Annotated in this window: 15 protein-coding genes; 14 read left to right on the top strand and 1 reads right to left on the bottom strand. The window is 71.2% G+C overall.

Going from position 1 to position 14,882, the window contains the following annotated elements; genetic code table 11:
- Positions 1-279: 279 nt before the first annotated feature.
- On the bottom strand, positions 280-774 hold the full coding sequence (locus AB0O34_RS33470) for a transcriptional regulator (protein WP_189166358.1): 495 nt from the start codon (positions 772-774) through the stop codon (positions 280-282).
- Between the two features lie 461 nt (positions 775-1,235).
- Between AB0O34_RS33470 and pyrR the strand changes: the two genes are divergently transcribed.
- The 14 genes from pyrR to AB0O34_RS33400 form a co-directional block, all read left to right on the top strand.
- A complete protein-coding gene (pyrR, locus tag AB0O34_RS33465; RefSeq protein WP_363922405.1) occupies positions 1,236-1,856 on the top strand; it encodes a bifunctional pyr operon transcriptional regulator/uracil phosphoribosyltransferase PyrR in 621 nt (206 codons plus the stop codon).
- On the top strand, positions 1,853-2,788 hold the full coding sequence (locus AB0O34_RS33460; RefSeq protein WP_363922403.1) for an aspartate carbamoyltransferase catalytic subunit: 936 nt from the start codon (positions 1,853-1,855) through the stop codon (positions 2,786-2,788). Before pyrR ends, AB0O34_RS33460 begins: the two co-directional genes overlap by 4 nt.
- Complete coding sequence (locus tag AB0O34_RS33455; RefSeq protein WP_363922401.1) at positions 2,785-4,089, top strand: dihydroorotase; 1,305 nt, start codon at positions 2,785-2,787, stop codon at positions 4,087-4,089. The genes AB0O34_RS33460 and AB0O34_RS33455 overlap by 4 nt, the downstream gene beginning before the upstream one ends.
- The gene (gene carA / locus AB0O34_RS33450) at positions 4,086-5,240 is read left to right on the top strand and encodes a glutamine-hydrolyzing carbamoyl-phosphate synthase small subunit (protein WP_363922399.1); all 1,155 of its coding nucleotides are present in this window, start codon (positions 4,086-4,088) and stop codon (positions 5,238-5,240) included. Before AB0O34_RS33455 ends, carA begins: the two co-directional genes overlap by 4 nt.
- Positions 5,233-8,523 carry a carbamoyl-phosphate synthase large subunit gene (gene carB, locus AB0O34_RS33445; RefSeq protein WP_363922397.1) on the top strand — a complete coding sequence of 1,097 codons (3,291 nt, stop codon included), beginning with the start codon at positions 5,233-5,235 and terminating at the stop codon, positions 8,521-8,523. Before carA ends, carB begins: the two co-directional genes overlap by 8 nt.
- A 14-nt stretch (positions 8,524-8,537) precedes the next feature.
- Positions 8,538-9,434, top strand: a complete 897-nt coding sequence (locus tag AB0O34_RS33440; RefSeq protein WP_363922395.1) for a dihydroorotate dehydrogenase electron transfer subunit — start codon at positions 8,538-8,540, stop codon at positions 9,432-9,434.
- Complete coding sequence (locus tag AB0O34_RS33435) at positions 9,424-10,398, top strand: dihydroorotate dehydrogenase (RefSeq protein ID WP_363922393.1); 975 nt, start codon at positions 9,424-9,426, stop codon at positions 10,396-10,398. Before AB0O34_RS33440 ends, AB0O34_RS33435 begins: the two co-directional genes overlap by 11 nt.
- Positions 10,395-11,093 carry an orotidine-5'-phosphate decarboxylase gene (gene pyrF, locus AB0O34_RS33430; protein ID WP_363922391.1) on the top strand — a complete coding sequence of 233 codons (699 nt, stop codon included), beginning with the start codon at positions 10,395-10,397 and terminating at the stop codon, positions 11,091-11,093. Before AB0O34_RS33435 ends, pyrF begins: the two co-directional genes overlap by 4 nt.
- A gap of 298 nt (positions 11,094-11,391) precedes the next feature.
- Complete coding sequence (gene mihF / locus AB0O34_RS33425; protein ID WP_262842855.1) at positions 11,392-11,715, top strand: integration host factor, actinobacterial type; 324 nt, start codon at positions 11,392-11,394, stop codon at positions 11,713-11,715.
- Positions 11,716-11,836: 121 nt separating this feature from the next.
- A complete protein-coding gene (gmk, locus tag AB0O34_RS33420; protein WP_363922389.1) occupies positions 11,837-12,430 on the top strand; it encodes a guanylate kinase in 594 nt (197 codons plus the stop codon).
- Between the two features lie 98 nt (positions 12,431-12,528).
- Positions 12,529-12,792 carry a DNA-directed RNA polymerase subunit omega gene (gene rpoZ / locus AB0O34_RS33415; RefSeq protein WP_203982740.1) on the top strand — a complete coding sequence of 88 codons (264 nt, stop codon included), beginning with the start codon at positions 12,529-12,531 and terminating at the stop codon, positions 12,790-12,792.
- A 23-nt stretch (positions 12,793-12,815) separates the two neighbouring features.
- The gene (gene coaBC / locus AB0O34_RS33410; RefSeq protein ID WP_363922387.1) at positions 12,816-14,036 is read left to right on the top strand and encodes a bifunctional phosphopantothenoylcysteine decarboxylase/phosphopantothenate--cysteine ligase CoaBC; all 1,221 of its coding nucleotides are present in this window, start codon (positions 12,816-12,818) and stop codon (positions 14,034-14,036) included.
- Positions 14,037-14,124: 88 nt separating this feature from the next.
- The gene (locus tag AB0O34_RS33405; protein ID WP_363922385.1) at positions 14,125-14,493 is read left to right on the top strand and encodes a hypothetical protein; all 369 of its coding nucleotides are present in this window, start codon (positions 14,125-14,127) and stop codon (positions 14,491-14,493) included.
- A gap of 132 nt (positions 14,494-14,625) precedes the next feature.
- Positions 14,626-14,882, top strand: a 257-nt coding sequence (locus AB0O34_RS33400) for an S-adenosylmethionine synthetase N-terminal domain-containing protein (RefSeq protein WP_363922383.1), incomplete at its 3' end; no start/stop codon positions are given.

Below are 14,882 nucleotides of genomic sequence, written 5' to 3'. Positions count from 1 at the left end.
AGCGGCTCGGTCAGCACCGTGCCGTCGGCGTCCGCGTCGGGGGGGGGGGGCCGGGGGGCGGACCGGGGGGGGACGGGGTCCCCCGCGGGGGGCGCCCCCCCCCCCCCCCGCCGCGGGTGCCCCGCCCGGCCCGGGATGCCACGGCACATCTCTCAAGTCAGGAACTGTGCCGAAGCATCCCCCAGGTCATGGGTGCGCCGGAGCATCGCTCAAGTCGCGGGAGGCGCCGGAGCATCTCAGCTGGCGGGATGCGCAGGCGTGTCCCTCAGGACGACGCGGTCAGAAGGACTCGACGGCGCGGCGGGCCTCGGCGTCGAGCACACCCCAGTTGATCAGCTCTTCGGTGAGCTCGGTGGGGGACTTGTCATAGATGACCGCCAGGGAGCGGAGGTCCTCCTGGCGGATCGACAGCACCTTGCCGTTGTAGTCGCCACGCTGGCTCTGGATCGTGGCCGCGTAACGGGCGAGGGCCCCGGCCTTCTCCTTGGGCAACTGGGCAAGGCGCTCAAGGTCGATCACGAGCTTCGGCGTGGGGCCGAGAGGGCTCGGCGCCGAGCCGCCAGGGAGCAGCTCCGAGACCGGCACGCCGTAGAAATCGGCCAACTCGGCGAGCTTCTGCACTGTCACGGCACGGTCGCCACGCTCGTAGGAGCCCACGACGACGGCCTTCCACCTGCCCCGAGACTTCTCTTCGACTCCGTGCAGTGATAGTCCCTGCTGGGTGCGGATGGCGCGGAGTCGTGCGCCCAGCGACTTGGCGTAGTCAGACGGCATCGTTTGGCCCCCCGGCTTTCTATGAACGTTCTCACTTATTGTGCGCCTTGCGACGAATGCCACGGCGATCGGGTGGCACCCGGGGAGGCACCATCGGTGACCGACGCGTCGTGGTTTACCCGAGAACGTCGCGAGGTGTGGTTACGGACAGTGACGGTAAAGGTGTGGACGGGTTTGGTCAAGCTGATTGGAAAAAAGATGCCGAATCCTGTCCGGTCCGGCCCTGATCTGCTCGGTCGCAAGCGCCGCACATGCTCCGTCCGTACAGGGACCGCACAGGTTCCGTACGACCGCGGCGTGGCCGACGGGTCCGGAGACCCGGCGCGTGAGATCCGGCATACGGGCATCTGCCCAGGTTACGAAGGCCGAACCGGTTCGGGAGGTTTCCTTCAAGGCTGATAACGTGGGTGAACCAGTTCCTTTAAGACCCGTCCTGTGAGGCGGGAAAGGTGGTGACCCTCATGAACGTCGCCCGAAATCAGGCGCGCGACGAAGATCCCCGGCACGACGGTGACCAGACGCTTGACGGCCAGCGGCCCAACGACGGTGAGCGCGCGGTGCTGGAGGCCCCCGACATCAACCGGGCCCTCACCCGCATCGCCCACGAGATCCTCGAACGCGCCAAGGGCCCCGAGAAGCTGCTCCTCCTCGGCATCCCGACCCGTGGCACCTTCCTGGCGCGCAGGCTCGCCGACCGCATCGAGCAGGTCGAGGGCCATCCCGTGGCCTCAGGCTCCCTCGACGTGACGATGTACCGCGACGACCTGAGGCTGAAGCCGGCGCGCGCCCTCGGCCGCACCGAGCTTCCCGAGGAGGGCGTGGACGGCCGCATCGTCGTCCTGGTCGACGACGTCCTCTACTCAGGCCGCACCGTCCGCGCGGCGCTCGACGCGCTCAATGACCTCGGCCGTCCCACCGCCGTACGGCTGGCCGTCCTTGTCGACCGGGGCCACCGCGAGCTGCCGATCCGCGCCGACTACGTGGGCAAGAACCTCCCGACCTCCCGGGCCGAGACCGTACGGGTGTGCCTCGCTGAGACCGACCAGCGCGACGCGGTCCTGCTGAGGGGAGGCCAGCGATGAACCGTCACCTGCTGTCCACGGCCGACCTGTCGCGCGACGACGCGCTGTTGATCCTCGACACCGCCGAGCAGCTGTCGCAGGTCTCGGACCGTTCCATCAAGAAGCTGCCGACCCTGCGCGGGCGCACCGTCGTGAACCTCTTCTTCGAGGACTCCACCCGCACCCGCATCTCCTTCGAGGCCGCCGCCAAGCGGCTGTCCGCCGATGTGATCAACTTCTCGGCCAAGGGGTCGAGCGTGTCCAAGGGGGAGAGCCTCAAGGACACCGCGCTCACCCTCCAGGCGATGGGCGCCGACGCCGTGGTGATCCGCCACGGCGCCTCAGGGGCCCCGCACCGCCTGGCCAACTGGGTGGACGGCAGCGTGGTCAACGCCGGCGACGGCACCCACGAGCATCCGACCCAGGCGCTGCTGGACGCCTTCACCATGCGCAGGCGCCTCGGCGACCTCGACGGCCGCAGGGTGACGATCGTCGGCGACGTGCTGCACAGCAGGGTCGCCCGCTCGAACGTCCACCTGCTGCACACGCTCGGCGCCGAGGTGACGCTCGTCGCGCCGCCGACGCTGCTGCCGGTGGCGATGGGCGACTGGCCGTGCGAGGTCTCCTACGACTTCGACGCCGTGCTCCCCAAGTCCGACGTGGTCATGATGCTGCGGGTCCAGCACGAGCGGATGAACGCCTCGTACTTCCCCTCCGCCCGCGAGTACAGCCGCCGCTACGGCCTGGCCCCCGAGCGGCTCGGCAGGATGCCCGAGGGGGCGATCGTGATGCACCCTGGGCCGATGAACCGCGGCATGGAGATCGCCGCCGAGGTCGCGGACTCCGCGCGCTCGACCATCGTCGAGCAGGTCACCAACGGCGTGACCGTGCGCATGGCCGTCCTCTACCTGCTTCTGTCCGGCTCAGAGCCCGCGATCGGGGGAAACCAGTGAGCTACCTCCTCAAAGCCGCCCGCGTCCTCGGGGGCGAGCCGCGGGACATCCTGATCAAGGACGGGTACATCGCCGCGATCGGCGCCCCGGGCCAGGTCGACGGCACGGGCGCCGCGCACGTCGACGCCGGCGGGCTGATCGCGCTGCCCGGCCTGGTCGACCTGCACACCCACCTGCGCGAGCCCGGCCGGGAGGACGCCGAGACCGTCGAGTCCGGCACCGCCGCGGCGGCGCTCGGCGGGTTCACCGCCGTCCACGCCATGGCCAACACCTCGCCGGTCGCCGACACGGCGGGCGTCGTGGAGCAGGTCTGGCGGCTCGGCCAGGAGGCCGGGCACTGCGACGTCCAGCCGGTGGGCGCCGTCACCGCGGGGCTGGCGGGCAGGCAGCTCGCCGAGCTCGGCGCGATGGCCGACAGCGCGGCCCGGGTCCGGGTCTTCTCCGACGACGGGGTGTGCGTCTCCGACGCCGTCCTGATGCGCCGCGCCCTGGAGTACGTCAAGGCGTTCGACGGGGTGGTGGCCCAGCACGCGCAGGAGCCGCGCCTGACCGAGGGCGCGCAGATGAACGAGGGCTCGGTGTCCGGCCGCCTCGGGCTGACCGGCTGGCCGGCCGTCGCCGAGGAGGCGATCATCGCGCGCGACTGCCTGCTGGCCGCGCACGTCGGCTCCCGGCTGCACATCTGCCACGTCTCGACGGCGGGCTCTGTGGAGATCATCCGCTGGGCGAAGTCGAAGGGCTGGGACGTCACCGCCGAGGTGACCCCGCACCACCTGCTGCTCACCGACACCTGCGCGGAGACCTCGCCGGCGGGCGCGTACAACCCGATCTACAAGGTCAACCCGCCGCTGCGCACCGAGACCGACGTGCGGGCGCTGCGCGAGGCCCTGGCCGACGGCACGATCGACTGCGTGGCCACCGACCACGCGCCGCACCCGGTCGAGGACAAGGAGACCGAGTGGCCGGCGGCGGCCATGGGCATGATCGGCCTGGAGACCGCCCTGTCGGTGGTCCAGGAGGCCATGGTCGAGACCGGGCTGCTCGACTGGGCGGGCGTCGCCGACCGCATGTCGGCCCGTCCCGCCCACATCGGGCGGCTGGCGGGCCACGGCGGGCCGCTCCAGGCGGACGCCCCCGCGAACCTCACCCTGGTCGACCCCTCCGTACGCTGGGCGGTGGACCCCGGCGGGTTCGCCTCCAAGAGCCGAAACACGCCCTACCAGGGCATGACGCTGCCGGGCAGGGTCGTCGCGACCTTCCTGCGCGGCCGTCCCACCGTTCTCGAAGGGAAGCTCACGTGACGCGCGCGACCACCGGCACAGCCGTCCTCGTCCTGGAGGACGGCCGGGCCTTCCACGGCACGCCGTACGGCGCCGAGGGCGAGACGTTCGGCGAGATGGTCTTCTCCACCGGCATGACCGGCTACCAGGAGACCCTCACCGACCCCTCCTACCACCGGCAGATCGTGGCGATGACCGCGCCGCACATCGGCAACACCGGCGTCAACGACGAGGACCCGGAGTCGTCCCGCATCTGGGTGGCCGGGTACGTGGTGCGCGAGCCGGCGCGGGTCGCCTCGAACTGGCGCTCCCGCCGCTCGCTGGACGAGGAGCTGCGCGCGCAGGGCGTGGTCGGCATCGCCATGCCGGGCACGCGGGCGCTCACCCGCCACCTGCGCGAGCGCGGCGCCATGCGCGCGGGGGTCTTCACCTCCCCGGCGGCCCCGGTGGAGGAGCTGGCCGAGAAGGTGCGGAACAGTCCCTCGATGGTGGGCGCCGACCTCGCCAAGGAGGTCTCCACGGCCGAGCCGTACGTCGTCCCGGCGCACGGGCGCAAGCGGTTCACGGTGGCGGCGGTCGACCTCGGCATCAAGGCGATGACGCCCTACCGCATGGCCGAGCGAGGGTGCGAGGTCCACGTGCTCCCGGCGGGCGCGACCGCGGCCGACATCCTCGCCCTCGACCCGGACGGCGTGTTCCTCTCGAACGGCCCGGGCGACCCGGCGACCGCCGACTACGCCGTCGAGGCGCTCACGGGCGTGCTGGACGCGGGCAGGCCGGTCTTCGGCATCTGCTTCGGCAACCAGATCCTCGGCCGCGCCCTCGGGCTCGGCACGTACAAGCTGCGGTACGGCCACCGGGGCGTGAACCAGCCGGTGCAGGACCGCCGCACCGGCAAGGTGGACATATCAGCCCACAATCACGGCTTCGCCGTGCGGGCGCCCCTGGACGGCCCGTTCGACACCCCGTACGGCCGCGCGGAGGTCAGCCACGTGAACCTCAACGACGACTGCGTGGAAGGGCTGCGCCTGCTGGACTACCCGGGGTTCAGCGTGCAGTACCACCCCGAGGCCGCCGCGGGGCCGCACGACGCCGCGGGCCTGTTCGATGAGTTCTGCGCCCTGATGGCGCGCCCTGACACGACGGTGAAGGCGGAGGGCGAGAGTGTCTAAGCGCACTGACATCAGCTCGATCATGGTCATCGGCTCCGGGCCGATCGTGATCGGGCAGGCGTGCGAGTTCGACTACTCGGGCACCCAGGCGTGCAGGGTCCTGCGCGCCGAGGGCTACCGGGTCATCCTGGTCAACAGCAACCCGGCGACGATCATGACGGACCCCGAGTTCGCTGACGCGACGTACGTCGAGCCGATCACGCCCGAGATCGTCGAGAAGATCATCGCCAGGGAGCGCCCCGACGCCCTGCTGCCCACCCTCGGCGGCCAGACGGCGCTCAACGCGGCGGTGGCGCTGCACGAGGCCGGAGTGCTGGAGCGGTACGGCGTCGAGCTCATCGGGGCGGACATCGACGCCATCCAGGCGGGCGAGAACCGCCAGCTGTTCAAGCAGATCGTCGCCAAGGTGGCCGACGAGCACGGTCTCAACGCCGAGTCGGCCAGGTCGGTGATCTGCCACACGCTGGAGGAGTGCCTCGGCGCGGCGGCCGGCCTCGGCTACCCGGTCGTCGTGCGGCCGAGCTTCACCATGGGCGGCGCCGGCTCCGGGTTCGCCTACGGCGAGGACGACCTGCGCCGCATCGCCGGCGCCGGGCTCGACGCCTCGCCGACCACCGAGGTCCTCCTCGAGGAGTCGATCATCGGCTGGAAGGAGTACGAGCTCGAGGTCATGCGCGACCGGGCCGACAACGTCGTCATCGTCTGCTCCATCGAGAACATCGACCCGATGGGCGTGCACACCGGCGACAGCGTGACCGTGGCCCCGGCCCTGACGCTGACCGACCGCGAGTACCAGAACATGCGCGACGTCGCGATCGCGGTCATCCGCGAGGTCGGGGTCGACACCGGCGGCTGCAACATCCAGTTCGCGGTCGACCCGCGCACCGGGCGCATGGTCGTCATCGAGATGAACCCGCGCGTGTCGCGGTCGAGCGCGCTGGCCTCCAAGGCCACCGGCTTCCCGATCGCCAAGATCGCGGCCAAGCTCGCCGTCGGCTACACGCTCGACGAGATCCCGAACGACATCACCCGCGAGACCCCGGCGTCGTTCGAGCCGTCGCTCGACTACATCGTGGTCAAGGTGCCGCGCTTCGCCTTCGAGAAGTTCGCCGGGGCCGACCAGACCCTGACCACCCACATGAAGTCGGTCGGCGAGGCCATGGCCATCGGCCGGTCCTTCCCCGAAGCCCTCCAGAAGGCCCTCAGATCGCTGGAGAAGAAGGGATCGTCCTTCAGCTGGGCGGGAGAACCCGCCGGCAAGGACGGGCTTCTCAACGCCGCCCGCACGCCGCACGACGGGCGGCTGCGCACGATGCAGCAGGCCATCAGGGCCGGCGCCACGATCGACGAGCTGTACGAGGCCACGAACATCGACCCGTGGTTCCTCGACCAGCTCTACCTCATCGACGAGGAGGCCCGGGCGCTGGGCGAGGGCGAGCTGACGGCCGGGGCGCTGGTCCGCGCCAAGCGGCACGGCTTCAGCGACGCGCAGATCGCCGAGATCCGCGGCTCCTCCGAGCCCGAGGTCAGGGCGCTGCGCCACGGGCTCGACGTGCGGCCCGTCTACAACACCGTGGACACCTGCGCCGCCGAGTTCGCCGCCAAGACGCCCTACCTCTACTCGACCTACGACGAGGAGACCGAGGTCCCCTACGGCGACCGCCCCAAGGTGATCATCCTCGGCAGCGGTCCGAACCGCATCGGGCAGGGCATCGAGTTCGACTACGCCTGCGTGCACGCCTCGTTCGAACTGTCGGCCGCCGGGTACGAGACCGTGATGGTCAACTGCAACCCGGAGACGGTCTCCACGGACTACGACACCTCCGACCGGCTCTACTTCGAGCCGCTCACCCTGGAGGACGTCCTTGAGGTCGTGCACGCCGAGCGGTCGACCGGGCCGGTCGCCGGAGTGATCGTCCAGCTCGGCGGGCAGACGCCGCTGGGCCTCGCCCAGGCGCTCAAGGACGCGGGCGTGCCCGTGGTCGGCACCAGCCCCGAGTCGATCCACCTGGCCGAGGAGCGCGGCGCCTTCGGGCGGGTGCTCGCCGAGGCGGGCCTGCCCGCTCCCAAGCACGGCACCGCCATCACCGTGGAGGAGGCGCGGGCCATCGCCGAGGACATCGGCTACCCCGTCCTCGTGCGCCCCTCGTACGTGCTCGGCGGCGCGGGCATGGCGATCGTGTACGACGAGGAGACGCTGAGCGCGTACATGTCGCGGGCCGGCGCGGCGAGCGACCACCCGGTGCTGGTGGACAAGTTCCTCGACGAGGCCATCGAGATCGACGTGGACGCGCTGTACGACGGCGCCGAGCTCTACCTCGGCGGGGTCATGGAGCACATCGAGGAGGCCGGCATCCACTCCGGCGACTCGGCGTGCGCGCTGCCGCCGATCACGCTCGGCGGGTTCGACATCAAGCGCATCCGCGCCGCCACCGAGGCCATCGCTCGCGCAGTGGGCGTGCGCGGGCTCCTGAACGTCCAGTACGCCATGTCGGCCAACGTCCTGTACGTCCTTGAGGCCAACCCCCGCGCGAGCCGCACGGTGCCGTTCGTGTCCAAGGCGACCGCGGTGCCGCTCGCCAAGGCCGCGGCCCGGGTCATGATGGGCGCCACCATCGCCGAACTCCGCGAGGAGGGCATGCTGCCGGCCACGGGCGACGGCGGCACGCTGCCCCTGGACGCGCCCATCGCGGTCAAGGAGGCCGTGCTGCCGTTCAACCGGTTCCTGGGCGTCGACACGATCCTCGGCCCCGAGATGCGCTCCACGGGCGAGGTCATGGGCATCGACGAGGTCTTCGGCACGGCCTACGCCAAGTCGCAGTCGGCGTCGTACGGGTCGCTGCCGACCAAGGGCCGGGCGTTCGTCTCGGTGGCCAACCGCGACAAGCGCGCGATGATCTTCCCGGTGAAGGCCCTGGCCGACCTGGGGTTCGAGATCCTGGCCACGGAGGGCACCGCGGAGGTGCTGCGCCGCAACGGCGTCCATGCCAAGATCGTGCGAAAGCAGAGCGACGGCGCCGGCACGGACGGTGAGCCGACCATCGTGACCCGGATCCTCGACGGCGAGGTGGACCTCATCGTGAACACCCCCTTCGGCAGCCCGGGGCAGTCCGGCCCCCGGCTCGACGGCTACGAGATCCGCACGGCGGCCGTCCTGCGGGGCATCCCGTGCGTCACCACTGTGCAGGGCCTCGGTGCGGCCGTTCAGGGCATCCAGGCGATCGCCGCGGGCTCCGTGGGCGTACGGTCGCTCCAGGAGCACGCCCAGCGGCTGAGGGGCTGACGACCAGGCGGGAGGTGAAGGAGACGGCCGTTACTCCGGTGCAGGTGACGGGCACGGTGCTGACCACGCGCCGTGTCGACGCCTATCACGCGCTCACCGTGGTGGCGCCCGGCATCGCCGAGCGCTTCCGTCCCGGCCACTTCGTCTCCGTGGCAGTCGGCGGGCCGCACACCTCCATGCCGACGCGCCGTGTCTTCTCCGTGCACGACGTCAAGCCCGACTACGGCGGCACGGTGGAGCTCGTCTTCGCCGTGCGCGGCCGGGGCACCTCGTGGCTCGCCGAGCGCAAGGCCAGGGACAGCCTCGACCTGGTCGGCCCGCTCGGCCGCCCGTTCCCGGTGCCGCGCGACCCGTGCGCGTGCGTGCTCGTCGGCGGCGAGTACGGCTCCGCGTCGCTGTTCGCCCTGGCCGACACGCTGCAGCAGCGCGGGTGCCGGGTCGACTTCGTGCTCGGGGCCGCCTCGGCCGACCGGGTTTTCGGCGCCCTCCGCGCCCGGCGCATGGGCGAGACCACGACCCTGACCACCGAGGACGGCTCGCTCGGCCTGCGCGGCCGGGTCACCGACGCCCTGCCCTCGGTGATCGCCGACGCGCGGGCCGACGTGGTCTACGCGTGCGGCCCGATGGCGATGCTGCGCGGCGTGACCGCCGTCGCCGTCGAGTTCGACATCCCGGTCCAGGTCTCCGTCGAGGAGTCGATGGCGTGCGGGTACGGCGTCTGCATGACGTGCGTGCTTCCGGTCATCGGCGACGACGGGGTCACGCGCATGGTTCGATCCTGCGTGGAGGGACCGGTGTTCCGCGGCGAGCGGGTGCGGTTCGAGGACATCGGGACCATTCCGTTCGATGCCCTGGGAGCGCCCGGGGGACGAGCACAGGAGGGAGGTGCTCACACCCGAAATGTCAGTTGACATGCGGACGTACCTCGCGCACGTCGAACTGGCCAACCCGATCACCACGGCCGCCGGGTGCGCCGCCTCCGGCGCCGAGCTCTCCCAGTTCTTCGACCTCGCCCGCCTCGGCGCCGTTGTGACCCACTCGATCACCATGGCGCCCAGGGCCGGGCGGCCCACCCCCAGGATGGCCGAGACGCCCTCCGGAATGCTGAACGCCGTGGGGCTCCAGGGGCCGGGCGTGGACGCCTTCCTCGAACACGAGCTGCCGCGCCTGGTCGAGCGAGGGGCGCGCGCGGTGGTGTCGGTCGCCGGCGGCAGCGTCGCCGAGTACACCGCGCTCGCGCGCAGGCTGGCCGACGCGCCCGGTGTGGCCGCGATCGAGGTCAACCTGTCGTGCCCGAACGTCGAGGACCTCGGGCGGGTGTTCGCGCGCGACCCCGCCGCCTCGGCCGAGGTCATCGCCTCGGTGCGGGCCACCATGCGCTACGACGTCCCTGTGGTGGCCAAGCTCGCCCCGGACGTGGCCGACATCGTCGCCGTGGCCCGCGCGTGCGTGGACGGCGGGGCCGACGCGCTCGCCATGATCAATTCACCGCTCGGCATGAGCATCGACGTCGACACCATGCGCCCCTCGCTCGCCGCGGGCACCGGCGGGCTCTCAGGGCCCGCCATCAGGCCCCTCGCCGTGCGCTGCCTGTGGCAGGTGCACGCCGCCCTGCCGGGCGTGCCCATCGTCGGCATGGGCGGCGTCATGACCGGCCGCGACGCCCTGGAGCTGATACTCGCGGGCGCCTGCGCCGTCTCGGTGGGCACCGCGCTGTTCCACGACCCCTACGCCTGCCTGCGGATCCTGCGGGAGCTCGAAGACCTGCTCAAGGAGCGGGGCTTCGAGCGGCTCGCCGACGCCGTGGGGCTGGCCCACCGGCCACCCGGGGCAGGGCCCCGGCACCGAATCGACCTGGAGGAGAGCTCTCTGTGACGTCCGCACCCATCGCCGTCGCCCTGGACGCACCCGATCTGGAGACGGCGGCCCGCTGGGCGGCCCTGGTCACTCCGCACGTGAGCACCGTGAAGGTCGGCCTCGAACTGTACCTGCGGTACGGCCCCGATGTGATCGCCTCCGTGAGAGGGGCCACCGGCATCCAGGTCTTCCTCGATCTCAAGCTTCACGACATCCCGAACACCGTCGCGGGCGCCGCCCGCGCCGTCGCCCGGCTCAAGCCCGCCATCCTGACCGTCCACGCGGCCGGAGGGCGCGCGATGATCCAGGCCGCGGTGGAGTCCGCCCCGAACACCGTCATCGCCGCCGTGACGGCCCTGACGTCGCTCTCAGAGGCCGATCTGGAGCGCATCGGGGTCAGGGGACCCTCCGGGGACGCCGTGCGCCGTCTGGCCGTCGAGGCCGTCGGCGCGGGCGCCCAGGCCCTCGTCTGCTCGCCGCGCGAGGTCGCCGCGGTGCGCGCGGAGGTCGGGCCCGGCATCACGCTGATCACTCCCGGGGTGCGGCCCGCCGGTTCCGACACCCAGGATCAGGCAAGAGTAGCGACTCCCGAGCAGGCTATCGCCGACGGGGCCGATCTTCTCGTGATCGGCCGGCCGATCACCGGCTCCGCCGACCCCGGAGCGGCCGCCGCGGGTATCGCCGCCGCCATCCGCCGGGTCCTTTCGAGCTGAATGCGAGGTTTGTCCGCGCCGTTTCCGCAGGCCTCCGGCGGTCGTTCCGAGGCCGGCGGGAGGTTCGCCCGGCGCGGCGAGGACTAGCCCTGGCGGGTCGGCGCCCTACCGCGATGACTAGCCCGTGAGGGGCCTGTACAGGCGCATTTTGTCGACGCACCGCGATATCGCGAACACGAAGAGTAATGAAATGAATTTTGTGAGGGGAGAAACTGGCCTTGACGTTGCTTGGAGGCCGAAGACCAGCTAGTTTCCCCTCCCGTCCGAGTACATCGACAGAAATTCGAGGTGACCCGGCGTGGCTCTTCCTCCCCTGACCCCCGAGCAGCGCGCCGCAGCCCTGGAGAAGGCTGCCAAGGCCCGCAAGGAGCGTGCCGAGGTCAAGAACCGGCTGAAGCACGGCGCGGTTTCTCTGGCTGAGGTGCTGAAAAGTGGTCAGGCCGACGACGTCATCGGCAAGATGAAGGTGTCGGCACTTTTGGAGTCGCTCCCCGGCGTGGGCAAGGTCCGCGCCAAGCAGCTCATGGAGCGGCTCGGTATCGCCGAGTCCCGTCGCGTACGGGGCCTCGGCGCCAACCAGCGCGCAGCTCTGGAGCGCGAGTTCGGCGGCGCCGAGAGCTGATCTCGGTCCGCACGAGCAAGATCAACGGGGGTGTGGTGTGATCGGTACGTCCTGGCCCGAAGAGGGCGGAGCCCACGAGGCGCCCGTTTTTGGGAGGTCTGGGACAGGTAGCGGTGACCCCATGCCTCCATCCGGGAGTCCGGAGGCGACCGTGGTCTCCTCCGGACCGACGGGAAACCGCCTCACGGTCCTCTCCGGGCCGTCGGGCGTGGGCAAGTCCACGGTCGTCGCCGAGCTTCGGCGGTCCCACCCAGAGGTGTGGCTGTCGGTCTCGGTGACCACCAGGGCTCCCCGTCCGGGCGAGACGCACGGCGTCGAGTACTACTTCGTCGCCGGCGACGAGTTCGACCGCATGATCGCCGATGGCGAGCTGCTCGAATGGGCGGAGTTCGCCGGCAACAGGTACGGGACGCCCCGCGTGCCCGTGGAGCGGAAGCTCGCCCATGGCGTGCCCACGCTCCTGGAGATCGACCTCCAGGGCGCCCGGCAGGTGCGTGAGACCATGCCCGAGGCTCTGCTCGTCTTCCTGGCCCCGCCGAGCTGGGAAGAGCTGGAGAGCCGCCTGCGCGGTCGCGGCACCGAGCCCGAGGACGTCATCGAGCGCCGCCTCGCCGCGGGCCGCGTCGAGCTGGCCGCCGAGAAGGAGTTCGATCTCACACTCGTCAACACGGCCGTCAAGGAAGTGTGCGGCCGGCTGATAACCTTGATGAAGTGAAGATCGGCCTGGCCTGGGCGAGTCGGCCCTGCCGGTTCCTCTTGGTATCCTTCGAGGCCAAGACCCAAGACTCGACATTCGACTGAGAGGCCGACGACGTGGCAGGCACTGCCCCGGTTGCCGAAGGCATCACCAACCCGCCGATCGACCAGCTGCTTGAGGTCGTCGACAGCAAGTACAGCCTGGTCATCATGGGCGCGAAGCGGGCGCGCCAGATCAACGCCTACTACTCCCAGCTGGGCGAGGGCCTTCTCGAGTACGTCGGTCCCCTGGTGGAGACCCACGCTCAGGAGAAGCCCCTGTCCATCGCACTGCGCGAGGTCTCCGAGGGTCTGCTCACCTCCGAGCCGATCGAGGGCTGACCGGCTCCTTCCCGGAGACAGTGATGGCGAGCCAGGTCCGCGCGAGGCCGAGAGTCGTTCTCGGCGTCGGCGCGGGCATCGCCGCTTACAAGGCCTGTGAGCTGCTGCGGCTGTTCACCGAGTCGGGGCACGAGGTCCGCGTCGTCCCGACCCGTGACGCCCTGCGCTTCGTCGGCGAGCCGACCTGGGCGGCCCTGTCCGGCAACCCCGTGACCAGCGAGGTCTGGGAGTCCGTCCACGAGGTGCCCCACGTCCGCATCGGCCAGAGCGCCGACCTGGTCGTGGTGGCGCCCGCGACCGCCGACATCCTCGCCAAGGCCGCGCACGGCCTCGCCGGCGACCTGCTCACCAACACGCTGCTGACCGCGCGCTGCCCCGTGGTCCTCGCCCCCGCCATGCACACCGAGATGTGGGAGCACCCCGCCACCCGCGCGAACGTCGCGACCCTGCGCGAGCGGGGGTCGCTGGTCATCGACCCGGCCGTGGGCCGGCTCACCGGCGCCGACACCGGGCCCGGGCGCCTTCCCGACCCCCAGCAGATCTTCGAGGTCTGCCGCCGCGTCCTGGCCGGGCGCGAGCGCGATCTCGCCGGCCGCCGCGTGGTGGTCTCCGCGGGCGGCACGCGCGAGGCGATCGACCCGGTCCGCTTCATCGGCAACCGCTCCTCGGGCCTGCAGGGATACGCCCTGGCCCGCACGGCCGTGGCGCGCGGCGCGGAGGTGACCCTGGTCGCGGCCAACGTCGCGCTGCCCGACCCCGCCGGGGTCACGATGGTGCGCGTGGAGTCCACGCTCGACCTGCGCGCGGCCGTCCTCGATGCCGCCGAGCGCGCCGACGCGGTGGTCATGGCGGCTGCCGTCGCCGACTTCCGGCCCGCCGCCCGGAGCGACTCGAAGATCAAGAAGACGTCCGGCGAGCCCGAGCCCATCCATCTCACGAAAAATCCTGACATCCTCGCCGAGCTGTGCGACCGGCGCCGGGAAGGGCGCAAGCCCGCTCCCGAAGTGATCGCCGGATTCGCCGCCGAGACCGACGACGTGCTCGCCAACGGCCGGGCCAAGCTCGCCCGCAAGGGCTGTGACCTGCTCGTCGTCAACCAGGTAGGGGAGAACCTCGCCTTCGGCACCCCCGACAACGCCGCGGTGATCCTGGTGGCCGGCGGGGACGCCGTGGAGGTCCCGCGCGGCCCGAAGGAAGCCCTGGCCGACGCCGTCTGGGACCTGGTCGCCGCCCGGCTGGTCTGAGCGGGGCCGTTACCGGCCCTGAGGCGCTTGCTGGCCGGCGATCCCCGGCGGATACTCCAGGAGCAGGCCGCAGCGAGAGGGCTGAACTATGCCGGTGACCGCCGCCATCAGAGGACGCTGCCGCGCTCTGCTGCCCCCCGGCGAGAGCGTCCACTACGTTTTCCCCGTCACGCTGGTCGGTTCGGGCGGTGTGGCCAACTACATGATCGTGGTCTCCGACCGGTCCGTCACCGTGCTGGCCACGAAGGTGCTTAGCCGCTACGAGCCCGCGGCCGTCTGGGCCACCTACCCCCGGCAGACTCGCCTCGGCCCGCTGCGGTTCGGCGCCGGGCCCACGATCGAGTTGGGTGGTACGGTTTTCGAGGTCGACGATGAATACGTCGCCGTCGTCGGGGCGGCGGACGCCGAGGCGTTCTCTCCGGGCGACCTGCCGAGGGATCCGCTTCCCGATCTCTAGGCCGTCGGCCACGACCATCTGCCAAGACGGTTGAGCGGCGCCGCTTCAGGTAGGGCTAGACTCGGCGGAGCGCTTTGGCCGTCTCACGCCAAGCCCACGACGTCAGCAGCCGCTGCATGAGGAGCCACTGAGTTGTCCCGCCGCCTGTTCACTTCCGAGTCGGTTACCGAGGGCCACCCGGACAAGATCGCCGACCAGATCAGTGACGCCATCCTCGACGCCATGCTCAAGGACGATTCCACGAGCCGGGTCGCGGTCGAGACGATGATCACCACCGGCCAGGTCCACGTCGCCGGCGAGGTGACGACCGACACCTACATCGACATCCCCGGCGTCATCCGGGAGAAGATCCTCGAGATCGGCTACGACGCCTCGCACAAGGGCTTCGA

Source organism: Sphaerisporangium sp. NPDC088356, from assembly GCF_040685555.1.
Classification (GTDB): Bacteria; Actinomycetota; Actinomycetes; order Streptosporangiales; family Streptosporangiaceae; genus Sphaerisporangium.
This window is presented reverse-complemented; position numbering and strand designations above follow the sequence as displayed.